This is a genomic window from Chitinophaga sp. 01L420 (assembly GCF_056399985.1).
On record NZ_JBFTSK010000018.1, the window covers coordinates 101,827 to 126,239 of the forward strand.

Sequence of the window (24,413 nt, forward strand, 5' to 3'; positions counted from 1 at the left end):
TATTATCCATGCAGTATTTCAGCTTACAAAACAAGCAGCACCAGGTAAATTTCGAAACAGCAGTTGTACAAGGATTAGCACCAGACAGAGGTTTATATTTTCCGGAACAGATACCAACACTGGACAAAGACTTCCTTACTCACCTGCACGACTATACGGATCATGAAATCGGACTAAAAGTTATCCGCCCATTTGTAGGAGACGAAATACCCGAAGAAGCATTAAAAAAGATAGTTACAGACACGTTACATTTTCCTTTCCCGGTGCAAAAAGTCACCGGTCATACTTATGCCCTCGAATTATTTCATGGCCCCACGCTTGCCTTCAAAGATGTAGGCGCCCGTTTTATGGCCGGATGCCTGGGTTATTTCCGCCGCAACAGTACAGAGCCGGTAACCGTACTGGTGGCCACATCCGGTGATACCGGCGGTGCTGTAGCCAGTGGATTCTATAATGTTCCCGGTGTAGAAGTAGTGATCCTTTACCCCTCTCAGAAAGTAAGCGTTCTGCAGGAAAAACAACTGACTACCCTGGGTAAAAACATCCATGCACTGGAGATACAAGGTACTTTTGACGACTGCCAGCAGCTGGTAAAAACGGCTTTCCTGGATAAAGAACTGCAGGCCCACCGCCCGCTTACCAGCGCCAACTCTATCAACGTAGCCCGCTGGTTGCCGCAGATGTTCTATTATTTCCTGGCCTACAAGCAAATGAAAGCAGCACATCCCCAGCTGGTATTTTCTGTACCCAGCGGTAATTTTGGTAACATTTGCGCGGGGCTGATGGCCACCGCCATGGGATTACCTGTATCACATTTTGTAGCCGCCACCAATATTAATGATACGGTACCAAGGTTTATGGCCAGCGGTAAATATGAACCCGGCAAAGCATTCCCTACGCTCTCCAATGCCATGGATGTGGCAGATCCCAGCAATTTCGTACGGATATTGGAGTTATTTGGCAATAGTCTGCCTTCTCTCGCTGAAAAGCTGACGGCTTACAGTTTTAATGATAAAGACACTGCCCGTACCATGGAACAGGTATGGAAAGAAAATCACTATATGCTGGACCCGCATGGGGCAGTAGGTTTCATGGGGCTGCAACGTTACCTGGAACATTCTCCTGAGCTGACCGGTGTTTTCCTGGAAACCGCACATCCGGTGAAATTTGAAGACACGGCGCCTAAGTCTATCCGCGAAGAAATATATACACCAGCGAAGGTGATGTCTTTATACGGTAAAGAAAAAGAAGCCACCTTACTGGCGGCAGATTATACTGTGTTCAAAAACTGGTTAATGCGATAAGGATTCTGTAGTTTTGGCGTCTGTATGAAGTATTTATCTATCCTCCTGTTATTAGTGGGTGCCCTGGCATGTAACAATGCCGGCACCCGGCAGCCAGCAGCTGCAGGCAATGCAGACACCGTACTACAAAGTGATATTATCCGGCCGGTAACGGACTCCATCCGGCAGTTTCCGGATAATCCGGAATTGTATTACCGCCGCGCATTATTGCTCTTTAATACCAATCCCGCTTTTGCGCAGGCTGATTTTGAAAAAGCTGCGAAATTGATGCCTGCCAACACCGACTACTGGGCAGGCGCCGGAGAAGCGGCCCTCATCGTAAACGATTACAAAAAGGCAGCTGGTTACTTTCAGCAGGCCCTCACCACCGCTCCCGGCTACACCTACCTGGAGTACCGGCTGGCGACTGCGCTCATAGAAAATAAATCATATGCTGCTGCCGACAGTATCGCTAATGTGCTCGCACAAACGAATGAAGGGCGCGACAAAGCTTTTTACCTGAAAGCCCGTATGGCAGAAGATAAACAAGATACCGTTACTGCCATCCGGCATCTTACCTCCGCTATTCACGCCGCCGGCGCACAACCCGAATTTGAAGCCGTGATGGAACTGGGTGACCTGCTGCGCAGCCGCAAAGCTCCGGCCGCGCTGACCTATTATACACAGGCATGGCGACTCGATACCACCAATGCCCACCCTTTATATGAAGCGGCACAATTCCAGGAAGAACTGGGAGATGAACCGGCAGCACTCCTCACCTACCGGAAATGCATCATTGCTGATCCGGGATTTGAAAAAGCCTACCTGGCACTGGGAAAAATTTACAGTAACAAAAAAGCCTGGAAAGAAGCATATACCTATTATAACATGGCCGCTAAATCAGCACCTACAGATGCCTGGGCCTATTATTACCGCGCGCAGACACAGGAACAACTGGGCAATAAAACATTGGCGATAGAAGATTATACGAAGGCTTCTTCATTTAAAAAAGATTTCAGCGAAGCTAAAGCAGCCTTGCAAAGACTGAAGCCTTAATTACTTAAATTTACATGACTCAAAAATACTGCATTTGGAAAAACATCCTGTTTTAGTGGCGCCATCTTTACTGGCAGCGAATTTCCTGGAGCTGGGAAAGGATATAGATATGGTGAACCGTAGTGAAGCAGACTGGTTTCATCTGGATGTAATGGATGGCAGATTTGTACCTAACATCAGTTATGGCCTGCCTGTTATTGCCCAGATAAAGAAAAGAGCCAACAAGCCCTGTGATGTTCACTTAATGATCGAAGAACCGGAAAAGTATGCGGCAGACTTCAAAAAAGCCGGGGCAGATATCTTAACCGTGCACCTCGAAGCCTGCATTCATCTTCACCGTAATATTCAACAGATAAAAGGACTTGGCATGAAAGCCGGTGTGGCACTGAACCCACATACACCTGTAAGCATGCTGGAAAATGTAATCAGGGATATTGATGTAGTGCTGATCATGAGTGTAAATCCGGGATTTGGTGGTCAAACCTTTATTGAGCAAACCTATCATAAAATCCGGCAACTGAGAAAGCTGATCACCGATACCCATTCACATGCGTTGATTGAAGTAGACGGAGGCATAGGAACGGAAAATGCAGGACAGCTTATTGATGCAGGCGCCAATGTACTGGTGGCAGGCAGCGCGGTGTTTTCTTCCGCAGATCCTGAAAAGACCATTCATGCACTTAAGACAAGTGCGAAATAATTTCTTTTGATAATGGCTTGGTGAGATAGCCTGTTACGAAATCGTAAGCGCTTACCCGCTCTCTGTCCTTTTCATCGATAGAAGAGGTGAGCACAAATATCCTGATGTTCTTAGGCAGCTCATCGCAAAATGCGGCGTACTCCTCCAGGAACTCCCAGCCATCCATCACCGGCATATTGAGATCCAGTAAAATAAGATCGGGCAGGGCATGCGTATCTGCTGCGTTTTCACGGAGATAGTCCAGCACGTCCTGTGCATCGGAAAATACACGGATATTATTGCTGATTGCCTGACGTTCGATCATGATTTTAGCAATCTGCTGGTGTATAGGATCATCATCTACAATAAAAATCGTATCGATCAACTTCATAAAGGGGGTTTATTCTGATCTAAATGTAATAATAAATTTCGTTCCCTCTCCAGGATGGCTTTCTGCCCTTATATTTCCACCCATTGCTTCTACCTGGGTTTTAGTAATGAACAGGCCTATTCCTTTAGCGTCTTTATTCTTATGAAATGTTTTGCGGAACCCAAATAATTTGCTGCCGAAGCGTTCCATATCTATCCCTACGCCGTTATCCTCCACACTTAATATGATGTTTTCATTTTCCTTCCAGGTCTGTAAATGTACAGCTGGCGTGCGTTCTGAAGAACGATAACGGATGGCATTGGTAATAAAGTTCTGTAAGATACTATCCAGGTATACCCTTGGATACTCAATCACCGGCTCTGCTCCAAAGTTATAGGTAATCTGAATATTACTGGTTTCAATGTCTACCAGGAGTACATCCCTTACTTTTTGTAACCGCTCTGCAAACTGTAATTTTTCTTTCTCTACATTCACATCTTTCCGGATCTGTACTACTTCTACCAGGTCGTTCAGGGTTTCATCAATCTTTTTAATCACCTCATGTACCATTCCCAGGTACAGGTCTCTTTCCTGCTGAGCCACCGCCTCGTTATGCATTTGCATCAGCGCCTTCAGATTGGCAATAGGCGCCCGGAGGTTATGGGAGGTTATATGGGCAAAGTCTTCCAGCTGCTTGTTCTGGTTGATGAGGTTTTTATTAAGATTCGATAGCTGGTCATTGGCCTTTCTCAGCTCCTTCTGCATTTTCCGGCTATCTGTTATATCCCGCATGAACACGGAAATACCGCCATCCTGCATAGGTGTAAGCAGGAAATCATACCACTTGTCTACTCCCGGAAAGTAAATACCAAAAGATTGAGAAGTTTGCTGCAGAATACATTCCTGCAGCCGCGCATAAAATACAGTACCACTAAGCCGGGGGAACTCTTCAAAGATGTTACTGCCCATGGCTACCGGGTGTCCGATCATTTTCTCTGCCTTCCGGTTGAGGAAGTTCACGTTCCCGTTTTTTTCCATGGCCGCATAGCCCATATCGATGGTATCGAAGAAAAGGCGCATCAGCTCAGTGTTCCGTGTGAGTGCGTCTCTTATTTCGAGTTGTTCTGTAATATCCTGTATTACTCCGTACATCCTTACCAGGCGCCCATCTACATAGCCGGGCTGCCCGATGGAGCGGACCCTTTTCAGCTGTTGCTTTGCGGATACAATCGTTAGTTGTGCATCAAAAGGTTTACCGGTATCTATACATTGCTGAATGAGTGCCTGCAGGCTTTCCCTTGCTTCCGGGGTGTAGAAGGCCATTGCCTTCTCAAAGTTTATTTCCGTATCAACGGGGCAGTCGTGGATATAATAGGATTGATCTGTCCAGCGTACCTGCTGATTGTCGATATCCATTTCCCACCCGCCTATTTTGCCTATACTGCCGGTTTGCTGGAGGAATTCCTGGTTTTTCCTGTTTTCCAGTTCCTGCATTTTTTTGTCCGTAATATCATTCACCAGCGCCACCACAATCATTTCCTTGTCTATCGGTTCTATTACCGGGAAAACGGTCAGGTCGAGATATACTTCACGGCCAACGGTTGTCCAACGTTTATCCTGGGAGAAGTCGATCCTTTTTTCCACCCGCAGGGATTTGTTTTCTTCCAGTGCCTGAATAAACAGTTTATCCAATTCAAACATGGTGGACAGGTCGTCGTTCATGACATTGAAAGGCTGCCGTACAGCGGGATATGGCGAATTAAAGAAGAAGCGTTGGGTTTGATTGATGCGGCGTATAAAGCCGAAATTATCAAACTGAATATATCCTATGGGCAGGTTTTCGATGATATTGTCGAGGAGTCTTTCACTTTTTTGCAGGCTTAGTTCAGAGAGTTTTTTCTCTGTAATATCATCCAGTATCAGGAAGATATTGACCATATTCCGCTGCTGATCGGTGAGCGGAAATATCGTGGCTTCAAAGTAAACCGGGTAAAGCCGGGTAACGTTCTCGTTTCTTTTTTCGCGGTAGCTGAGTAATATTTCGCGTTTCAGTGTTTTTCGGGTGCTGAGGGCTTCCTCAAACATTTCAGAGAGTCCATTGAGGCGATAGAACGGGTCCTGCAGCCATTTATAGGCTTGTTTTGTAAAAAACGGATGGGCCTCGCCCCATATTTCCCTTTGGCGGCTGTTCATATCCATGCTATTGCCATCGGGTGAAAACTGTTGCAGACCCAGGGGGAGGTTTTCCAGTACCTGGCTGTAATAGATTTCATTTTGTTCGCGTTTTATTTCATCGAGTTTACGGGAGGTGATGTCTATACCAATGAGTATGCAATGTTCCATGGTGCCGTCCTCGTTCATGAGGGGGCTGATACCGGCTTCCAGCCAGAGCGGGGTGTCTTCCTGTTTAAGAAAACAGCATTGTTCCTGCACGGGATTGCCGGTCAGTAAGGTGGTCCATATTTTTTGCCACCGGTCCGTATCTGCGGGTCGGAGGATATTAGTGAGCGGTTGACCGATAAGTAGGTCGGATGATTGCTGCAATGCGGCTACCACCTGCGTATTTACCGCAGTTACCATCCCCTCGGCATCTATTGTGACAGAGAGTGCACAGGCATTAATAGCGGCTTCAAGATGCTGTAAGTGCCGGTAGTGCTGTTCCAGCATAACTACATTCATATGATAGCAGAATCTAAGATCGTTGTGTCAGGAAATACCCAAAGTAGGCATTATATAATAAAAAACACTATTGTGCTGGTAAAAGTAATAAAATGTTGGATAAAGGTCAATTCCTTTACAAATGCGCCTTCAACGGGCGGATGAGTGGTTATAAGGTATCATTTATCCACGTGTTGTGGATTTTCAGTTTTCTGAAATTGTTAAACGATCAATATCTTTGGGCTGTCTATATAAATTATCATTTTTTAAAATACTATTTGAGATGAAAGTTTTGATTATCATGGGTTCCGAGAGTGACAAGCCTGTAATGGAAGAATCACAGAAACACCTCCAACATTTTGGGATTGAAAATGAGATGGTGGTAGCCTCTGCACATCGTAATCCGGATAAAGTACGTGAATTGTGTATCACCGCTCAGGAGAAGGGATTTGGCGTAATTATTGCCGCAGCGGGCATGGCAGCAGCCTTACCGGGAGTTGTATCAGCTTACACTTCGCTGCCTGTTCTGGGAGTTCCTTTAGAAGGTGGTTTACCTGGCGGTATTGACGCATTGTATTCAATTGTACAGATGCCTGCAGGCTTACCTGTTGGTACATTGGCAGTAGGAAAAGCAGGAGCGCGCAATGCAGCAATTCTGGCCGCCCGTATCATTGCTTTGAGCAACAAGGATATCGCCGCTAAAGTGGAAGCCTTCAAACAGAACGGGTACAGAATTTAGTGATAGCTTAACAATTGCGTCTTCCAGGTTGTACAAGATTTAAATATATTCGGATTGAAAAATACCGATCATTTCCTGGACAATTAAATCAAGAATCATTGACTGAATCCATTATCAATTTAGACAGTATTAATCCCATTGAGTTTTTCGGAGTTAATAACGGAAAACTAGATCTGCTGAAAAAGAAATTCCCATTGCTTAAGATCCTGTCCAGGGGCACCCAGTTAAAATTGAGTGGGGCACCGGAAGAAGTGGCTACAGCGGAGGAAAAAATCGGTCAGATCGTTAAGTACCTGGAACGAAACGGTAATTTGACGGAGAACTATTTTGAACAGATTCTGGGAGATGAGGAAGGCACAAAAGTCGATAATTTCAGTGAGCGTAACCCCAATGAAGTATTGGTATTTGGTCCTAACGGTCGTACGGTAAGAGCACGTACATCCAACCAGAAAAAGATGGTAGCCCTGGCGGAGAAAAATGACATTATCTTCGCGATAGGTCCTGCCGGTACCGGTAAAACCTATACTGCTGTAGCTTTAGCGGTACGTGCGCTCAAAAACAAAGCTGTTAAAAAGATTATCCTGACACGTCCTGCGGTAGAAGCGGGTGAAAGTCTTGGTTTTCTGCCGGGAGATTTAAAAGAAAAGATTGATCCATATCTGCGGCCATTGTATGATGCGCTGGATGATATGATCCCTGCGGAAAAACTGAGTTATTACATGACCAACCGCGTAATTGAGATTGCACCACTGGCGTATATGCGTGGTCGTACCCTTGATAATTCGTTCATTATCCTGGATGAGGCACAAAACGCCACTGATCTGCAGATCAAAATGTTTCTAACCCGTATTGGAGCATCTGCCCAGGCCATTATTACCGGTGACCTTACGCAGATAGATTTACCTAAAAATCAGCAATCCGGTCTGGAAAGGGCTTCGCGCATCCTTCGTAACATTGAAGGCATTGCTCATGTGGAACTTGATGAAGAAGATGTTGTAAGACATCGACTGGTGAAAGCCATCATCAGGGCATATGAAGCCAATAAGGACAAATAGACCATTTTATCGTTTGGCTATTTTGTTATTTTGATGTTTTTTCAATGGCAGTAGCCATTCCGGGAGAAATATCTATATAACAAAATAGCCAAATGATGAAATATTAACTCTTTGTTAACGGCGATTGCTGTAAGTTCACCTGTTTTTATCCAAGGGAGATATTCAGTCCGAAAGCCTGTGAATGAGCCACACCATAGTTGATGACTTTGCAGAATTGAAGTTTACCCCTATTTTTGTTGTGATATATAATAATTTATCGACCGCATGACCAATTTTTTTCGAATCATGACACTGGCATTGACTACAACTTTGCTGTTGGGCAGTTGTAAGAAAAGGGCTTCCCCCGAAGAGGTAGCGCTGGCGTTTATGCATGCGATTCAGGATTCGAACTACGACCAGGCAAGGGACTATGCCACCAAAGAATCTCAGCAGGTAATACAGATCTATGCTATTTTTGACGGCCGCCGCAGTGGCCCGGAAAGGGAAAAGATTAAAAATGCAAGGATAGAGGTAGTCAACATTGAAGAAAATGGCGATAAAGCCGCTGTAACTATCCTGAACTCCTCCGCACACCAGAAAGAAATCCTCCAGATGGTGAAGGAAAACGGACAGTGGAAAATTTCCCTGACATTCGACAGCATTATTCCCAACTACGCACCRCAAACGGGTAACGCATTTGATTCTACCGGGGTTTTACCTACAGATACTACTTCTGCCACCGGTATTGTCATGCCGGAAACTAAATAAATTTTCCCCCTTTTTGTCTTTTTACAAAAAGGAAGGGATAATTTTTAGCTATTAACGGGTAGTTCCCTTAATTTTGCCACGCATTAATGATCCGAATGTGTGGCGCATTTCCTGTTTATTTACCGGAAACCTAACCATATCTTCATGAAAAGTGAGGTGAGTACTTTATTCACTTTTCTACATTAAGCCAATATTGAACAATAAACCTTAAAGTAAAGTAGATTATTATGATGACAAATCCCTGGCACAGTGTGAGTCCCGGCTCTGAAGTGCCAAATGTTGTAAATGCAATTATAGAGATTCCAAAGGGATGCCGTGCCAAATATGAACTGGATAAAGAAAGCGGTTTGCTGAAACTGGACCGGGTTTTATATTCTTCTGTATACTATCCTGCCAACTACGGTTTTATTCCACAGTCTTACTGCGATGACCATGATCCATTGGATATCCTGGTATTATCTCAGATTGAATGTGTACCTATGTGCATCATCGAGGCTAAAATCATTGGCGTAATGCAAATGATTGATGGTGGTGAAGCAGATGATAAAATCATTGCAGTAGCAGCCAACGATATGAGCGTAAACCACATCAACGATATTTCTGAACTGCCTCCTCATTTCATCGATGAAATGCGTCATTTCTTCGAAGAATACAAAAAGCTGGAAAAGAAAACCGTTGTGGTAGAAGAATTCCAGAATAAGGCCAAAGCAGAAAAAATTATTATGCAGAGCTTTGAAGATTATCGCAAGATTTTCAAACAAAGCTGATACAGCTTTTAGCCATTAGCTTTTAGCTTTTAGAAGAAATGCAGCGGAGATACTTCGCTGCATTTCTTTTCTACAAAAAGGCTAAAAAAATCTTCTTATAATGCGCAGCTGATGTGTGCGAAGCCCCGTTTCTGCATTGATAATACCCTGGTTGTCGATCGGATCAATACGAACCTTCCCCGAAGCATGGATAATTTCGTGATCGTTCAGCAATATCCCAACATGCGTAATCCTACCCTCTTCATTATCGAAGAAGGCCAGATCACCCAGCCGCGCTTCCTGTAAAAAATCGACAAGATGTCCCTGTGTGGCCTGCTGATACGCATCCCGCCACAGGGAAATACCGGATAACTTAAAAACATTTTGTGTAAAACCAGAACAATCGACCCCGAAAACACTGGAACCACCCCAGAGATAACCCGTATTTAAAAACTGCCCTGCAGCGTTCTTTAAAGCCGTTATATCGATTGCAGCAGTATTAGTTAAGGGAAGTGGCTTATCTTCGAATTTTACGACCATATTTCCCCATTGCGTGGAAGTATCGTTATTGCTCTTCACCAGGCATCCAAAAGGTACCAGCATCAGCTGATCATTCATGGTAACCCGGTTCACCCAACCAGGTAAATACCAGGCAGCCGGTGCCAGGAACAATGTTTCATCAATGGGTTCCAGGTGAGCAGCAGTGGCCCAGCCTGTATATTCGTCGTATTGATTTTTTATTTGTACCCAGCCGCCGGGAGCTGTTTCCGTAATTTCAACACAAGCTCCCCATAGTAACTGGGAAATCATTTCACTCTTGTGTGAGGCAGTTCCCCTTAATGGCGCAACTGGCACAATAACAATGGCGTATGGCATATTAATTGTATAAATCCATTTTATTATTCAATAATCTTATGCGCTAAATGAACTTTTTCCGCTTTTGTACGTAAATATAAAGTAATAAGTTTATGCAACAACAGTTAACCAATTTATCCGACAAAGAGCTGATATCCCGCGCCAGGAAACAGAACGACCGCGAGGCAGAAGGCGTATTGATGGACAGGTACAGTCATTTACTGGTAGCTGTTACCATTCCCCATTTGAGTAATAATTCCAACCTGGACCCCAATGTTGTATTTCCCGCCCTGCTACAGAGATTAAGTGCCAGTCTTAAAACGCAGACCATCTACAAAGCCAATGAATGGATCTTACATATACAGAAAGGATACCTGGGTAAACCGGAAAAAAATACTCCTTTTTATCCATCACGCGATGGAAGAGATTTGTTACATATCGAAAACACAGTGGACAAAGCCGCTACCAATATCATTGACCGGCAGGATCTGATTGTCCGGCTGGAACAGGCCTTACAACGGCTACAGGCAGACGACAAAGCCATTATTACACAGTTTTATCTTGAGAATAAATCTTTTGCAGACCTTTCAGCATCCACCGGATTATCACGGGAAAAGTTGAGATCCCAACTGAAAGCAGCCAAAGGAAAACTTGCCAAGCTATTTATGAACCAGGGATATGTTAAGTAGTAAACCGAATAATGATAAAGTACTGAAGATTTTTTCCGCTATCCGTTGCCTCAGCAGAGATCAGCTACCCCGCTATCTGGATGGGAGGCTCACAGACGTGGAAAGACATCTGGTAGAACAGCATCTCACCGATTGTGATCTGTGTTATGATGCCCTGCAGGCATTGGAGAAAGAAGGGAATACTGAAAATTACCAGGATCTGACCAACAAACTGCAACGCTATGTACACAATAGTGTGCAGCCGGTTTCACATGGACATAAAGTAGCGCAATACACCCGCAAGGAAAAGAATAAGGAGCATATGCTGACTTATTTCTGGGTAGTAGCCTTTATTGGCTTAGGTATTGGCAGCATATATGTTTTACGTGGTCACATGCGGAACCAGCCCCCGGTAAGAATAATGGCCGCCAGTTTGCCTGCAAAGGATTCTGCCCAAACCAGTGCTGTAACAACCGGCCCGGTGGTATCTCCTGTCAGCAATGACCCGATAGTAGCACCACCGCCCGTTACTCATAAAACAGAAACACCCGGTAAGCCCGTGATAGCAGTAGCCGCCAATGCTACCCACCCGGATTCCATCGCCCTGAAAAAAGCGGCTGCATTGAAAGCATTGCAAAGGAAAGCAGCTGCAGACAGCGTAAAACGACAGGCACTTTTGCTGAAGCAGGCCGATTCTCTGAAAAAAGCTGCGGCTGATAAAGCCAAAGAAAAAGAAGAGGATAAAAAGCCTGATCCAAAACCAGATAATAAACCAGCACCCAAAGAAGATAAGCCTGATCCAAAACCGGATCCCCCTAAAAAAGAAGCACCGGTAACGGCTGTCAACAGCGATGAGTACCTCTATAAAGCAGCGATGGTATACCAGCAACAGGGTAACCTGGGTGAAGCAATAGACCGGTACAGAAGAATTGAATCTGTCAGCTCCGGCAAATATGTAGAGATGGCGCGTTATCAACTGGCCATCTGCTATCGCAGCAAAGGACAAATGGGTAAAGCCCGCCGTATGTTCCGGGAAGTAGTACGCATGGATGGTTCTATGAAAAGTGCAGCCCAACAAGCATTAGATAGCATGTAATAAAAAAATATCAAAAATATTATGGACTTTTGCGAATGCTGCATCTCATATGCAGCATTCCATTTATTAGCCTGTGAATAATCCAGACATACAACAACTAACAGACCAGGAGCTACTGCAACGGTTCAAAGCTGATAACAACAGTGATTGGATAGGTGTGCTGTTTGACCGATATGCCTTGCTATTGCTCGGTATGTGCATGAAATACCTGAAGAATGAAGAAGATGCACGCGACGCCGTGCAGCAAATCTTTCTCAAGATGTTATCCGACATCAATAAACATGAGATACAGTTTTTCCGGGCCTGGATTTACCAGGTAACCAAAAATTACTGCCTGATGCAGTTGCGGCAAAAACATATGAAATACAAGGAAGAAATTTCTGACAAACATATGAGTGCCATCGCAGCTGAAGAGGAAGATAAGCGGGTATACCAGGAAAAGGATATCTTGCTGGAAAATATGGAACAGGCCATGAACCTGCTAGTTCCTGAACAGAAAGTTTGTGTACAGCTGTTTTACCTGCAAAAGAAATCATACCAGGAAATTGCTGATCAAACCGGATATAGCCTGCTACAAGTAAAGAGTTATATCCAGAATGGCAAAAGGAACCTGAAACTTTTACTGGAAAAACAACAACGCGCAAACAAAAGTTAATTTGCATTAATAGTGATATGAACGAGCATTTCAACGATATCTTTGTAACTACAGGCTGTCCTACACAACAGCAGCTGCTGGACTATGTGCAGGGTAAGCTGACTGCTGAAGAACAACATGAGGTAGAAATGCACCTGTCCGACTGCGAGCTTTGTAGTGATGCACTGGAAGGTCTGGCTGCTATAAAAGATAAGGAAAAGATACCCGGATGGATCATTGAGATGAAATGGGATCTTCTTAAAAAACTACGTAAACGTTACCGCACCAGGAGAAAATCAGATAATAATATCTACCTCACCGTTATCATTCTCATTATCCTGTTTCTACTGCTGGCCCTATTCTGGATATATCACTTTGCAGCTATTAGGCATTAGAAACAGCTGTTAGCTGTTAGCTGTTAGTAAATGCAGCGGAGATAAATATATGATGTTATTCGCTGCATTTACTAACAGCTAAAAGCTAATAGCTGTTTCTAATATAACGTTCTGTCTCCCCGTTCTTTCCAATCACGGAAAACTTCCAAAGCTGCTTTATCTGGCATCGCAATCAGCGGAATTTTTTTATGGGCATGGTCTTCTGCTATTTCCCTGTAAATAAATGAATCATCAAAATCAATAGCCGCCGCATCTTCCTTGGTATTGGCGTAGTAAACACGCAATGGCCTGGCCCAGTAGATAGCTCCTAAACACATAGGGCAGGGTTCACAGGAAGTATAGATTTCACAATCCTGTAACTGGAAAGTACCTAGCTTTTTGCAGGCCTGTCGTATCGCCACCACTTCTGCATGTGCTGTGGGATCTGTATCGGCAAGTACCTGGTTCCAGCCTTCTCCTACAATCTCCTCTCCTCTTACTACAATAGCTCCAAAAGGTCCGCCTTCGCCATTTTCCATGCCCTTACGGGATAAAGCAATGGCATGCTGCATAAATCTTCTTTCTCTTTCTCCCGGCATACAATGACTATTTTGATTCATTCAAATTTAGGAAAAGCTATCGACAATACCTGCAGCCAGGCACTGCGAAAACAATGCATAAAAAAAGCCCCGCGAAGAATCGCGGGGCTTATCGTTAACTATGTATCGTCGTATTTAGAATTAATTGTTTCTGATTACTACTACGCCATCAAACACATCTATCAGCACTGGTTTGGATTTATCAATATCACCTCCAAGAATCTTCTTACTTAAGAGGTTAATGATTTCCTTCTGGATCAGGCGTTTCAATGGTCTTGCACCAAACTGCGGGTCATAACCCTGAACGGAAAGGTATTCGAGCGCATAATCTGAAAATTCCAATATCATGCCATTTTTCGCTACCATGTCCTTCAGTTGTTGTAACTGAATGTTAATTATTCCCTTAATTTCATTTCTCATCAACGGCTGGAACATAATTACCTCATCTATCCTGTTCAGGAACTCCGGACGGATGGTTTGTTTCAGCAGGGTCATTACTTCCTCTTTTGTCTTATCTACTATCTCTTCCCTGTTGGCATCGTTGATGTTTTCAAAGTTTTCCTGGATAATATGACTACCCATGTTGCTGGTCATGATGATGATGGTGTTCTTAAAATTCACCACCCGACCCTTGTTATCCGTTAAGCGTCCATCGTCTAATACCTGCAACAAAATGTTAAAGGTATCCGGATGTGCTTTTTCTATTTCATCCAGCAGGATCACGGAATAAGGTTTACGGCGTACGGCTTCTGTGAGTTGTCCGCCTTCATCATATCCCACATATCCCGGAGGTGCACCTACCAGGCGGCTCACAGAGTGTTTTTCCTGGTACTCACTCATGTCTATACGGGTCATCATGTTTTCATCGTCAAACAGGTATTCTGCCAATGCTTTGGCCAGCTCTGTTTTACCCACCCCGGTAGTACCGAGGAAAATGAAGGACCCTATAGGCCGGCGTGGATCCTGCAGTCCTGCGCGGCTGCGGCGTATCGCATCAGACACCGCGATAATTGCTTCGTCCTGACCTATTACCCGCTGATGCAGCTCATCTTCCAGGTGCAGTAATTTATCCTTTTCACTCTGCATCATTTTAGATACCGGGATACCGGTAGCCTTGGCTACGTTTTCCGCGATGTCTTCTGCGTCCACTTCTTCTTTAAGAAGACGTTTATGATTAGCAGATATTTTATTCAATTCTTCTGTCAGATCGATGACCAGTTTTTCCTGCTCTTTCACCTTACCATACCGGATTTCGGCTACGCGGCCAAAGTCGCCGTTACGCTCTGCCTGTTCGGCTTCCAGCTTCAGGTTTTCAATCGCTGATTTAGCATTCTGGATCTGGTCCACTACTTCTTTCTCTGCCTGCCATTTTGCTTTGAAGGTGTTACGTTCTTCACTCAATCTCGCTATTTCTTCTTTCAGCTCACGCAACTTATCTTCATCGTTTTCCCGCTTGATGGCTTCTCTTTCAATTTCCAGTTGCCTGATTCTTCTTTCCAGTTCATCCAGCTCTTCCGGCATAGAATTCATTTCCAACCTGAGCTTCGCTGCACTTTCATCAATGAGGTCAATCGCCTTGTCCGGTAAAAAACGGTCGGTGATATAGCGATGTGATAACTCTACCGCTGCAATGATCGCTTCATCTTTGATCAGTACATGGTGATGACTTTCATATTTTTCCTTCAGTCCACGTAAAATGGAGATGGCATCTTCCACGGAAGGTTCGTCTACCAGTACTTTCTGGAAGCGTCTTTCGAGGGCTTTATCTTTCTCAAAATATTTCTGGTATTCATTGAGGGTGGTGGCACCGATAGCGCGGAGTTCTCCTCTTGCCAGCGCGGGCTTCAGGATGTTAGCAGCATCCATGGCGCCTTCCATGGCACCGGCACCTATCAGGGTGTGGATTTCATCTATGAAGAGAATGATTTCTCCATTGCTTTCTGCGACTTCTTTTACCACACCTTTCAGTCTTTCTTCAAACTCACCGCGGTACTTGGCACCTGCCATTAACGCACCCATATCGAGGGCATAAATGATTTTTGATTTCAGGTTTTCCGGTACATCGCCATTGATGATACGATGGCCCAGTCCTTCCACGATAGCGGTTTTACCAACACCGGGTTCACCCACCAGGATAGGATTGTTTTTAGATCTGCGGGAAAGGATGTGCAAGGTTCTGCGGATTTCCTCATCACGACCAATTACCGGGTCGAGCTTGCCTTCGCGGGCCATTTCGTTGAGGTTCTTCGCATACTTTTGCAGGGTATTATATTGATTACCGCCACTTTGTGAGTTAACGGTATCGCCTTTACGCAGTTCTTTGATCGCTGTTTTAAGTCCTTTCTCTGTGAGACCGGCATCTTTTAACAGTTTAGCGGTATCATCATTACCACCGAGAATGCCCAGCAGCAAATGTTCCACGCTTACAAATTCATCTTTAAATTCCTTGATGGCCGCGCCTGCCCGTAATATTACGTTGTTGGCGTCCCGGCTCAGAGATTGGCCGCCTTCGCCGGCAGCCATGCGGGGGTATTTATTTATCTGTTCATTGAGCTTACTGTTAACAAAAGTAGTGTTGACATCATTCTTCTTCAGTAAGTATTCAATGGGACTGTCTTCGTCATTTAATAAGGCTTTTAGAAGGTGTCCTGTTTCAATAGACTGGTTTTGATTATTAAAAGCCAGTTGTTGTGCCTGTTGCAGTATTTCCTGCGATTTTATAGTGAAATTATTCAAGTTCATATCTGCTTGTTTTGCTCCTTTTTTTGATGTTCTCAAACGTGCTTAGGTAACAACAAACCGTGATCCAATGTTCTATAACCGGTAATTATGACATATAAAACAAAGTATTACTGCATTTTTAGCAGAAAAGTAGCCTGGTAACTGCTATTTTTTCACGAGCACAAAGCAGCAGGCAAAAAGCAAAAAGCTATAGTAGCGGATCATCAACTGCTACTATAGCTTTTTGCCTGCTGCTTTCTATTTTGAATTAATTCCAGCTTTTCACCAGCTCCTGGTTATTCTTCATCCATTCCTTCACTGCGGCTTCTTCACTACCATCGACATCTGCCATAGCGCCCATCAGGGAGCCTAGTTGCTCACTGTTCAGCTGAAACTTACGGAAGAAATTAACGGCTACGGTGTCGGATATACTGAATTCGTTATTGGCGATAGTTTGAATTTTTTCTGTTTCTCCAAATACCTGTTTCGGGTCTTCCAGGAAACGGAGTTTATAGCGGGAAAACATCCAGTGTGGCGCCCACCCGGTTACCACTACCGGTTGTTTTTCATCGATACTTTTTTTCAGGGTGGCCATCATGGCGGCTTCACTGGAAGACTGCAACTGATAATCCAGTGCGTAGGCCTTCACGGCGTCTTCTGCTTTGCCCATAATACCTGCGCCGGCATCGATGCCCACGATGTGGCCCTCGAACTTATCTTTTGCAGCATTGAGTTCATCGATGCTTTTAATAGCCACATAGTCCGGTACTACCAGGCCTATCTTAGCGCCTTCGAAATTGGTATTCAGTACCGTTACTTTCTGGCCGAAATTTTCCATATAGTTATGGTGCGTCACGGGCATCCAGGTATCCAGGAATACATCCGCATCCCCTCCTGCCACCGCAGCAAATACAGGCGCCACATCTGCATTCTTCAGGGTTACGTGGTAGCCTTTCTGTTCCAGTATGCTTTTAGCCAGTTGTGTCATTGCCACACCTTCAGCCCAGTTTACATAGGCGATGGTAATCTTTTTATCTCCGTTCTGCGCACCGGAATTGCAGGCAGTAATGACTGTTACCAGGGCAGCCAGTGCGAATAATAATATCTTTTTCATATCAGCTGGTTTTAGTTGTTAGCGCGTTGTTTTCTTTTTCCGAATGATTGCGTGATGCGATCCAGGATGATGGCCAGGATCACTACGGCAATACCACCTTCAAAGCCCAGTCCTATTTTCAACTGGGTGATGCCTTTCAGTACCACTTCTCCGAGTCCGCCGGCGGCAATCATGGCGGAGATCACCACCATGGACAATGCCATCATAATGGTTTGGTTTACGCCTGCCAGCAACGTAGGCATGGCCAGTGGTAATTCTACCTTAAAGAGCAGTTGCCTGGAAGTGGCGCCAAAAGAGCGGGTAGCTTCCACAATATCTTCCGGTACCTGTTTGATCCCGAGTGTGGTTAAGCGTACCGCCGGTGGCATCGCAAAGATGATGGTGGCAAATACGCCCGGTACTTTTCCCAATCCGAAAAATAATACTGCGGGGATCAGGTATACGAAAGCCGGCATGGTTTGCATGAAGTCCATCAGCGGGCGCATAATTTTACCGGCAGTTTTATTTTTAGCAGCCCAGATCCCTAATGGAATACCTATTAATAAGGCAATTACAGCCGATACAAGGATCAATGCGAGTGTTTCCATGGTTTGCCCCCAGTAACCCATACCATAGATCAAACCAAGACCCAGAAGGGTCATTACGCCTACTCCCCAGCCGGCACGTCTCCATGCGAGGATGGTGAGTAAAGCAATCACTACATAAAAGGGGGTAAAAGTGAGCAGCCATTGCACACTGTTGACCATCGCCTCCACGCCTACTTTGACCGTTTTAAAGAAGGGGCCGCAGTTGTGGGTAAGCCAGTTGATGAATTGTTCTATATATTTTCCTATTTTAATCATATCTTATTTTCGTTTATTCGTAGGGGTTATACAGGCTGATTACCTGTGGTTTCAATAATCAGGGATGTTTGTGAGATGAGGCCCAGCAATTTATTATTCTGCGGATCTACTACTGCCACCGGTTTATCTGTTTCGGCAATAAAAGGCAACATCTGTTCTACCGTTGTATCGGGGTAAGCCACCGGCACATCGCGGTGAATGACTGCTTCAATTGTTTTATCGCCCCGCTTTTTCACTTCCAGTATTTCACGGAGATATACAAAGCCCAGGAAGTGCTTATCTACGGTCACGGCAGGCAGGATATCGAGGCCGGTAGCGCGCATTTTACGCAGACTACCTTCCGGTCCGTCTTTCCGAAATACTGCCATGGTAGGTTTGGTATCCATCATAGAAGAGGCGGTGATAATGGTTTTACGGTCAACTTTTTCCACGAAAGAAGACACATAATCATTTGCCGGCGCCGTCAGAATTTCTTCGGGGGTACCGATTTGTATGACTTCTCCATCTTTCATGATCGCGATGCGGTCACCGAGACGGATCGCTTCATCGAGGTCGTGTGTAATGAAGATGATGGTTTTGTGCATTTTCTCCTGCAGATCCAGCAGCTCATCCTGCATCTGAGTGCGGATCAGCGGATCCAGCGCAGAAAAGGCTTCATCCATGAGCAGTACTTCCGGATCGTTGGCCAGTGCGCGGGCAAGCCCTACACGTTGCTGCATCCCACCGGATAGTTCTGATGGCAGCATCTGTTCATATCCTTTAAGTCCCACGAGCTCCACTACACCAACGGCTTTAGCCGTTCTTTCCGGCAGGGGCATGCCCTGCAGTTCAAGGCCGAAAGCAATATTTTCCAGCACAGTACGGTGCGGCAGGAGACCGAACTTCTGGAACACCATGGAGATTTCCTTTCGGCGTGTTTGCTGCAATGCCGCTTCATTCAGTTCGGTAATGTTGGTACCGTTGAATAAAATATCACCATCTGTAGGTTCTATCAGGCGGTTTAAGCAACGCAGCAGGCTTGACTTACCGCTACCAGAGAGGCCCATGATCACAAAAAATTCTCCTTTCTCAATCTGGAAAGAGGCGTTTTTTACGGCCACGGTGCAGCCGGTAGCTTCCAGTATGTCGGCTTTGCTTTTACCTTCCTTCAGCAGTTGCAGCGCCGTGTTACGTTCGCGGCCAAAGATGAGGGTCAGATTATCGATTTGAAGTTTAGGCATCGTTGAATAGTTTTAGCTGTTAACCGGCTAAGGCTTTTGTTAAAAATAGTAGCCAATATTTATGTTGAATCGACTGTGCCATTTGGCTTGGCTATCACCGGCCGCAAGGGCATCTGTCCATACGGGACCCAGCCAGGGCTGGTTCTTTCCGGCTGCCCAGTCGATATAAGTAAAGATGTGTCCCGCTGTTATCATACAGCCGAGTACATTCATTTGTGTGTCTGCAAAACCAGTTTCCGGTTTATGCATATAAGAGTAATCATTATAAAAGGTGAGTGCGCTGATAGGACCCCAGTTCACCGGCTGTGTATATGCCAGTGAAGCGGTATGCAGAAAACTGCGGGCAGCCACCTGGTAAGCGGCACCATAGGCAGCCATATCCACCACTTTTTCAAACTGCGTAGAGTCGGCCACGTTATACTGATAATACACGGACTGGAGTTTCAGATTCCATCTTCGCCAGTTCAGATCACTATGTATAGCGGCGGCCCAATGGCTTCCCATATTACCGGAGGGAATGTTATACAAACCACCCAGCATAATGGAAGCGCCTATACTGTTATGCTCATTAAAAAAGTATGCTGTGCGGGCGTTGCCCTGATTCACTTCTTTGTTTCTGCCTGCTACATCGTAACTGTAGCGGCCCGGGTCAATTTCCGTTTTGTCGCCGAAGTTTAGTTCTTCCGCATTTTTAAAGAAGGCCAGTTGGTATAACCAATGTGGATGGCGGCGTTCAAACTTAATGCCCATATCATAATCATCTTCCTTACCTACATAATAAGGCAGGTTAAAGAACCAGCTATGCGAGTTGTAGGTTTGATTACCAAAGGGTACTTGCGTAAGACCGATATCTACCTGTGTGCTGTCATTGAAATGATAGCGTACATAACCTTCTTTCAACATACCACCGCCAAAATCCTTCGAATAAAAGCGATATTCTGCATGTAGCGACAGCCCTTTCCAGGCGGCATCTGCATTTACGCGGAACATATCGAAACCAAAGTCGCCACCACGTTTTACCTGTTCCTTTTTCCAGGAAGAGAGGTTGTAATTAAAACGCAGGGCTCCGCCTATATGAAAGGTGGGCTTATCCTTTTTGGTTTCGCTATCCTGTGCAACAACAAGCATACTCGGCAAGAGGAGCAGTAAGCATAGCAAAAACCAATACGATGATTGTTTAATCATAGTTACTAATTTTCAAATATGTTTAAGCTGATCTTTTTCCAGGGCGACATAGGAATCCTATGTGCATGCAACTGCATAAAACAGCTAGCCGGAAAGGGAAACCGGGCGCGATGTGGCCCGACAAATGATCAAATCCAATAAATATTGACTGTTATAGCGTATTGCATCGTGCACGGAAGGCACATTAAACAGTCGAAAAAATGCGTAAAGCACGGCGAAGGTACGAAAAAATGGCTGCCGCACCAAAGGAAAAGCAAAAAAAGGCATACATCTCCCTATAAATCAACATCTTATTTATAATTCGTTATATATCAAAATTGATATCTTAAAGTAATTATTAAGCGATTCAAACAACGCGGGTGACTCTGTTGTTATACAATTTCCTGTGACATACGTCTGTCTGTTCCTGCTAAGAGCCGGATGATTGAGAATCAAAACTGATCAATACATTCATCATCATTAAACCCTACAATTATGTCTTTCGACTTACTGGAAAGCGCTAAAAGTATTTTCAACAACAATGTAGTTAGTCAGGCTTCCTCACAACTCGGAGAGAGCGAGGGGGGCATTCAGAAAGCCTTAAGTGGTATTGTACCGGTCATCTTAGGCGGCCTGCTCAGCAAGGCCGGATCTTCCGGAAGTGCCGGCGGTTTACTTGACATGGTAAAAGGGGTAGCGGGGGATGCAAATCCATCTGCCATCACGGGTGCCCTGCAGGGTGGAGCGGGAGGTTTGGTTGGTAAAGGGGCAGATTTGCTACGTAGCCTGTTTGGAGACAAGGTGAACTCCCTTATTGGTATGTTGGCTTCCTTTGCCGGTATTAAAGAATCGTCTGCCAGTACGCTGATGGCATCAGCTACGCCGGCCACACTCGGCACGGTAGGTCAGTATGCCGCACAAAACAATCTTTCACCTAATTCCTTTCTTTCTTTACTGGATTCTCAAAAAGATAAAATACTGGGTGCTATTCCCGGTGGATTAAATATTGCGGGAATCCTGGGGCTGGCCAACCTGGGAGATCTGGGCAAGAAACTGGGCATTACCGGCGATACCGCCACTACTACCGGCGGTGCGGTAAATATAAAACCAGCTCCCACCAGTAACCGCTGGGTTTGGTCGTTGCTCCTGATATTGGTCGCCATCATTTTACTGTGGTACCTGATGCGCGGTTGTGGCGGTAATAAACCAGGCACCACACCAGTGAGCGATAGTGTAACTACCAGCCAACTGGCCGATTCTGCTACTATGAACGTTACACCTGGTGGTCCGGTAGTAACCCGTGAAAGCATTAAAGTAACCCTCCCCGACGGCACCGTACTGGATGCCTATAAAGGAGGTATAGAAGATCAGCTCGTAACATTCCTGAAAGATGATACCCGTAAAGCCGGCAAAGACGTATGGTTTGATTTCGATAACCTGAATTTCAAAACCGGCAGCGCTCAACTCACAGAAGAAAGTATGAAACAGGTGGGTAACATTGCAGCGATTATGAAAGCATTTCCAAAAGCCAAAATAAAAATAGGTGGCTATACTGATCGTACCGGTGACAGCACGGCTAATCTGCGTCTTTCCAAAGAACGTGCAGAATCCGTAGTTACTTCACTGAAGAAAAACAATACGAATAGTGCACAGCTACTTGGTGCGGAAGGATATGGTTCACAATTTGCCAAGGCTGCGGCTACTGCTTCTGATGAAGAAAAGAAAAAAGACAGACATATATCTGTTAGTGTGAGAGAGAAATAAAAGAAAGAATTACGAATTACGAATTATGAATTACGGATTTGTGTGTAGATATAAGCGAATGCTGATCATCGCGTTTACTATCTCCACACAAATCCGTAATTCATAATTCGTAATTCGTAATTTTTGTTACTGCTTTACCAATACCAGCCGACTTCTGTCTGCCCTGTATATAGTGGCATAAAACTTAACGAGTTCCGGGAAATCAGCCGCCGGAAACACGCCCGCCTTCTGTTCCATTTTTCGTATATAGTTTAACGTATTTCCTTTCAACACAATGCTGCTGCTGTAAGTGCCGAACTTTCCTGACACCGTTACCCCTGCCGGCAATGACTCCGGCTGATAGCCAGGAGGCAATGTAATATTTACCGTGTCGATATCCCGGTATGCATAAGTAAATTTAATCTCCGATTTACGGGCTTCTTCCGCATCCAGTTTCATACCTCCACGGGAGAGTATATCAGGAACCAGGAACATTCGTTTACCCGTTACCGTAGCATAATTATGTCCTTTGATCTGTATCCTCTCCTCAATAGAAGGAATAACAGTACCCAGTTCTTTACAGCGATAACCGGTGATATCATAACTGGAAAGATCCAGTCCTTTCCGCAAGGCCTCCAGTTGCTTTTCTTCACTCAGCTCATGAATCATGCTATGCAACCTGTCCTGCTGCAATCCACTGTGAATGGTTACAGCACTGATATCTATGTTACCGCTGGAATCTACCGAAGCGGAAACGGTACGGAGTTGCTCATTACAATCCATTCCATAAAACGGGGTGCGTATCAGCTTACTTTCTTTTTCATCTATCAACAGTACGGGTCTGTTGTCTGTAAAAGACCCCAAATAACCTGCGGGCATTGTATTACTGGTACATTCCAACCAGGTAGTATCTTTTACATCCGGCACACAAAGGATCACGTGATTAAACTGGAATGACGGAAAATCCTCCCGGATAGTATGTGCATTGGGGCCGGCTTTCACCAGCACACAATTGGATTTGATACCTGCTTCTTTTAATAATGCCATCATATAATTAGACAGCGCCTTACAATCGCCATAGCCTTTTGCTGCCACAGCGGTAGCCTCAAAGGTTTGCCAGCCGCCAATTCCCAGCTGAATGCTGATATAGCGGTTATTCTGTTGCATGAATTTATAGAGCACGTTTATTTTTTCCGCGCGGCTGCTGATGCCTTTAGTCAGTTCCTGTACTTTTGCTTTTATGTTGTCTGGCAACACATCTCTTCCTTCATTCAGCTTATATACGAAAGTCCCAAAATCCTTCCAGGTGCTCATATTACCTTTGTAGCGTTCCAGTTCAAAATCCGTGGACGCCAGGAAAACGCTGGGGGTACGGCGATAAAATTCGTCCGGGTTCACTTCCGTCTTCAATGCTGCCAACTGCTTTACTTCCCAGGTATAGGTTTTTATATTTTTATCTGTTGTTGTTGCCGGTTCTCCGTTATAGAGATAACTACGATATCGCAATGCATAATCCGACGGCACAGCTACGGAGAGCTTACTCTGCTCTACGGTGCAGTCGATGCCGTCCTGCGGTTGCCATAGCGGTAACCAGGCGGTATTACCGGAACGAATTTCTACGGTATATTCTACCGTATAAGGATATACGGCATAGTAGAACTGGTGCAGTTTCATGCGCGCATCTGTCATCAGGCTGGCATCATCCACAGCGCTTACATCCCTGATTTCGCTTTGTTTCAGCCGTTTTACCAGTTCACCGTTAGCATCATACAAGGCGCCGCTGATAGAGCGGATCTCCCGCAGCTTATCGTAGTATTCATACAGATGTACGTCTGCAGCACCGCTTTCATCCAGCACTGTAGTAACATAATGATAAGTAATACGGGTATCTGACAGGTCATTTACTTTAACAGTGGTTTCATCCAGCCTTTTCACCACATGTGCATTTTCTTTCAGGGCAGCCGGAATATTCTTAGCGGGATAAAACGGCTCTCCTGCCAGCGCAGGCTGTGCGGCTATTGCCAGCAGCAGGCCTACGCTTATTGTTAAC

At 45.0% G+C, this 24,413-nt stretch carries 22 protein-coding genes; 12 read left to right on the plus strand and 10 right to left on the minus strand.

The genetic code is table 11. The features are described from left to right. The first annotated feature begins 8 nt into the window (after window positions 1-8). The 3 genes from thrC to rpe are packed head-to-tail and all read left to right on the plus strand — an operon-like array spanning window position 9 to window position 3,039. Window positions 9-1,304, plus strand: a complete 1,296-nt coding sequence (gene thrC, locus AC1DP6_RS18620) for a threonine synthase (RefSeq protein WP_477056170.1) — start codon at window positions 9-11, stop codon at window positions 1,302-1,304. Between the two features lie 24 nt (window positions 1,305-1,328). Next, window positions 1,329-2,339, plus strand: coding sequence for a tetratricopeptide repeat protein (locus tag AC1DP6_RS18625; protein ID WP_477056171.1), 1,011 nt, complete (start codon window positions 1,329-1,331; stop codon window positions 2,337-2,339). Window positions 2,340-2,373: 34 nt separating this feature from the next. After that, a complete protein-coding gene (rpe, locus tag AC1DP6_RS18630) occupies window positions 2,374-3,039 on the plus strand; it encodes a ribulose-phosphate 3-epimerase (RefSeq protein ID WP_477056172.1) in 666 nt (221 codons plus the stop codon). Here the strand turns inward: rpe and AC1DP6_RS18635 are convergent. Together AC1DP6_RS18635 and AC1DP6_RS18640 are read right to left on the minus strand one after the other, a co-directional pair. Continuing rightward, a complete protein-coding gene (locus AC1DP6_RS18635) occupies window positions 3,020-3,409 on the minus strand; it encodes a response regulator (RefSeq protein ID WP_477056173.1) in 390 nt (129 codons plus the stop codon). The two genes, rpe and AC1DP6_RS18635, sit on opposite strands and share 20 nt — an antisense overlap. Before the next feature lie 9 nt (window positions 3,410-3,418). Further along, complete coding sequence (locus AC1DP6_RS18640) at window positions 3,419-6,067, minus strand: PAS domain-containing sensor histidine kinase (RefSeq protein WP_477056174.1); 2,649 nt, start codon at window positions 6,065-6,067, stop codon at window positions 3,419-3,421. Between the two features lie 262 nt (window positions 6,068-6,329). Here AC1DP6_RS18640 and purE point away from each other — a divergent pair, with 262 nt between their 5' ends. From purE to AC1DP6_RS18660, 4 genes are all read left to right on the plus strand, one after another. Continuing rightward, entirely contained in the window at window positions 6,330-6,785 is a 456-nt protein-coding gene (gene purE / locus AC1DP6_RS18645) for a 5-(carboxyamino)imidazole ribonucleotide mutase (RefSeq protein WP_441574077.1), read from the plus strand. Window positions 6,786-6,883: 98 nt separating this feature from the next. After that, window positions 6,884-7,840, plus strand: a complete 957-nt coding sequence (locus AC1DP6_RS18650) for a PhoH family protein (RefSeq protein WP_441574078.1) — start codon at window positions 6,884-6,886, stop codon at window positions 7,838-7,840. A 264-nt stretch (window positions 7,841-8,104) separates the two neighbouring features. Further along, on the plus strand, window positions 8,105-8,587 hold the full coding sequence (locus AC1DP6_RS18655) for a nuclear transport factor 2 family protein (RefSeq protein WP_441574079.1): 483 nt from the start codon (window positions 8,105-8,107) through the stop codon (window positions 8,585-8,587). 227 nt (window positions 8,588-8,814) lie between these two features. Beyond that, complete coding sequence (locus AC1DP6_RS18660; RefSeq protein WP_208116220.1) at window positions 8,815-9,354, plus strand: inorganic diphosphatase; 540 nt, start codon at window positions 8,815-8,817, stop codon at window positions 9,352-9,354. Window positions 9,355-9,435: 81 nt separating this feature from the next. Here AC1DP6_RS18660 and AC1DP6_RS18665 read toward each other — a convergent pair whose 3' ends face one another. Further along, a complete protein-coding gene (locus AC1DP6_RS18665; RefSeq protein WP_477056175.1) occupies window positions 9,436-10,209 on the minus strand; it encodes a C40 family peptidase in 774 nt (257 codons plus the stop codon). A gap of 92 nt (window positions 10,210-10,301) precedes the next feature. On the opposite strand from AC1DP6_RS18665, the gene AC1DP6_RS18670 reads away from it, so the two are divergent. From AC1DP6_RS18670 to AC1DP6_RS18685, 4 genes are all read left to right on the plus strand, one after another. Continuing rightward, complete coding sequence (locus tag AC1DP6_RS18670; RefSeq protein ID WP_441574081.1) at window positions 10,302-10,877, plus strand: sigma factor-like helix-turn-helix DNA-binding protein; 576 nt, start codon at window positions 10,302-10,304, stop codon at window positions 10,875-10,877. Continuing rightward, window positions 10,867-11,952, plus strand: coding sequence for a zf-HC2 domain-containing protein (locus AC1DP6_RS18675; protein ID WP_477056176.1), 1,086 nt, complete (start codon window positions 10,867-10,869; stop codon window positions 11,950-11,952). Before AC1DP6_RS18670 ends, AC1DP6_RS18675 begins: the two co-directional genes overlap by 11 nt. Window positions 11,953-12,025: 73 nt before the next feature. Further along, window positions 12,026-12,607, plus strand: coding sequence for an RNA polymerase sigma factor (locus AC1DP6_RS18680; RefSeq protein WP_477056177.1), 582 nt, complete (start codon window positions 12,026-12,028; stop codon window positions 12,605-12,607). 17 nt (window positions 12,608-12,624) lie between these two features. Beyond that, window positions 12,625-12,981 (plus strand): anti-sigma factor family protein, encoded by a 357-nt coding sequence (locus tag AC1DP6_RS18685; RefSeq protein ID WP_477056178.1) that lies wholly within the window; start codon window positions 12,625-12,627, stop codon window positions 12,979-12,981. 98 nt (window positions 12,982-13,079) lie between these two features. Here AC1DP6_RS18685 and AC1DP6_RS18690 read toward each other — a convergent pair whose 3' ends face one another. The 6 genes from AC1DP6_RS18690 to AC1DP6_RS18715 all read right to left on the minus strand — a co-directional run bounded on the left by AC1DP6_RS18690 (window position 13,080) and on the right by AC1DP6_RS18715 (window position 20,641). Beyond that, window positions 13,080-13,559, minus strand: a complete 480-nt coding sequence (locus tag AC1DP6_RS18690; RefSeq protein WP_477056179.1) for a nucleoside deaminase — start codon at window positions 13,557-13,559, stop codon at window positions 13,080-13,082. A 141-nt stretch (window positions 13,560-13,700) separates the two neighbouring features. Further along, window positions 13,701-16,301 carry an ATP-dependent chaperone ClpB gene (gene clpB, locus AC1DP6_RS18695; RefSeq protein ID WP_441574086.1) on the minus strand — a complete coding sequence of 867 codons (2,601 nt, stop codon included), beginning with the start codon at window positions 16,299-16,301 and terminating at the stop codon, window positions 13,701-13,703. Window positions 16,302-16,548: 247 nt separating this feature from the next. Next, complete coding sequence (locus tag AC1DP6_RS18700) at window positions 16,549-17,394, minus strand: glycine betaine ABC transporter substrate-binding protein (protein ID WP_477056180.1); 846 nt, start codon at window positions 17,392-17,394, stop codon at window positions 16,549-16,551. Between the two features lie 11 nt (window positions 17,395-17,405). Beyond that, window positions 17,406-18,236 carry an ABC transporter permease gene (locus AC1DP6_RS18705; protein WP_477056181.1) on the minus strand — a complete coding sequence of 277 codons (831 nt, stop codon included), beginning with the start codon at window positions 18,234-18,236 and terminating at the stop codon, window positions 17,406-17,408. A gap of 26 nt (window positions 18,237-18,262) precedes the next feature. Beyond that, window positions 18,263-19,456, minus strand: a complete 1,194-nt coding sequence (locus AC1DP6_RS18710) for a quaternary amine ABC transporter ATP-binding protein (protein ID WP_477056182.1) — start codon at window positions 19,454-19,456, stop codon at window positions 18,263-18,265. A 39-nt stretch (window positions 19,457-19,495) separates the two neighbouring features. Continuing rightward, window positions 19,496-20,641, minus strand: a complete 1,146-nt coding sequence (locus AC1DP6_RS18715) for a porin (protein WP_477056183.1) — start codon at window positions 20,639-20,641, stop codon at window positions 19,496-19,498. Window positions 20,642-21,115: 474 nt separating this feature from the next. Here AC1DP6_RS18715 and AC1DP6_RS18720 point away from each other — a divergent pair, with 474 nt between their 5' ends. Further along, the gene (locus AC1DP6_RS18720) at window positions 21,116-22,384 is read left to right on the plus strand and encodes a DUF937 domain-containing protein (protein WP_477056184.1); all 1,269 of its coding nucleotides are present in this window, start codon (window positions 21,116-21,118) and stop codon (window positions 22,382-22,384) included. Window positions 22,385-22,510: 126 nt separating this feature from the next. On the opposite strand, the gene AC1DP6_RS18725 is transcribed toward AC1DP6_RS18720, so the two are convergent. Continuing rightward, on the minus strand, window positions 22,511-24,413 hold a 1,903-nt coding region (locus tag AC1DP6_RS18725), incomplete at its 5' end, for a DUF3857 domain-containing protein (RefSeq protein WP_477056185.1).

Excerpts from the sequence above, each read along its gene's own strand:
- thrC (WP_477056170.1), top strand. The coding sequence starts at position 9 with ATGCAGTATTTCAGCTTACAAAACAAGCAGCACCAGGTAAATTTCGAA.
- AC1DP6_RS18625 (WP_477056171.1), top strand. The coding sequence starts at position 1,329 with ATGAAGTATTTATCTATCCTCCTGTTATTAGTGGGTGCCCTGGCATGT.
- AC1DP6_RS18635 (WP_477056173.1), bottom strand. The coding sequence starts at position 3,409 with ATGAAGTTGATCGATACGATTTTTATTGTAGATGATGATCCTATACAC.
- AC1DP6_RS18640 (WP_477056174.1), bottom strand. The coding sequence starts at position 6,067 with ATGAATGTAGTTATGCTGGAACAGCACTACCGGCACTTACAGCATCTT.
- purE (WP_441574077.1), top strand. The coding sequence starts at position 6,330 with ATGAAAGTTTTGATTATCATGGGTTCCGAGAGTGACAAGCCTGTAATG.
- AC1DP6_RS18660 (WP_208116220.1), top strand. The coding sequence starts at position 8,815 with ATGATGACAAATCCCTGGCACAGTGTGAGTCCCGGCTCTGAAGTGCCA.
- AC1DP6_RS18665 (WP_477056175.1), bottom strand. The coding sequence starts at position 10,209 with ATGCCATACGCCATTGTTATTGTGCCAGTTGCGCCATTAAGGGGAACT.
- AC1DP6_RS18670 (WP_441574081.1), top strand. The coding sequence starts at position 10,302 with ATGCAACAACAGTTAACCAATTTATCCGACAAAGAGCTGATATCCCGC.
- AC1DP6_RS18675 (WP_477056176.1), top strand. The coding sequence starts at position 10,867 with ATGTTAAGTAGTAAACCGAATAATGATAAAGTACTGAAGATTTTTTCC.
- AC1DP6_RS18685 (WP_477056178.1), top strand. The coding sequence starts at position 12,625 with ATGAACGAGCATTTCAACGATATCTTTGTAACTACAGGCTGTCCTACA.
- AC1DP6_RS18690 (WP_477056179.1), bottom strand. The coding sequence starts at position 13,559 with ATGCCGGGAGAAAGAGAAAGAAGATTTATGCAGCATGCCATTGCTTTA.
- clpB (WP_441574086.1), bottom strand. The coding sequence starts at position 16,301 with ATGAACTTGAATAATTTCACTATAAAATCGCAGGAAATACTGCAACAG.
- AC1DP6_RS18700 (WP_477056180.1), bottom strand. The coding sequence starts at position 17,394 with ATGAAAAAGATATTATTATTCGCACTGGCTGCCCTGGTAACAGTCATT.
- AC1DP6_RS18705 (WP_477056181.1), bottom strand. The coding sequence starts at position 18,236 with ATGATTAAAATAGGAAAATATATAGAACAATTCATCAACTGGCTTACC.
- AC1DP6_RS18710 (WP_477056182.1), bottom strand. The coding sequence starts at position 19,456 with ATGCCTAAACTTCAAATCGATAATCTGACCCTCATCTTTGGCCGCGAA.
- AC1DP6_RS18715 (WP_477056183.1), bottom strand. The coding sequence starts at position 20,641 with ATGATTAAACAATCATCGTATTGGTTTTTGCTATGCTTACTGCTCCTC.
- AC1DP6_RS18720 (WP_477056184.1), top strand. The coding sequence starts at position 21,116 with ATGTCTTTCGACTTACTGGAAAGCGCTAAAAGTATTTTCAACAACAAT.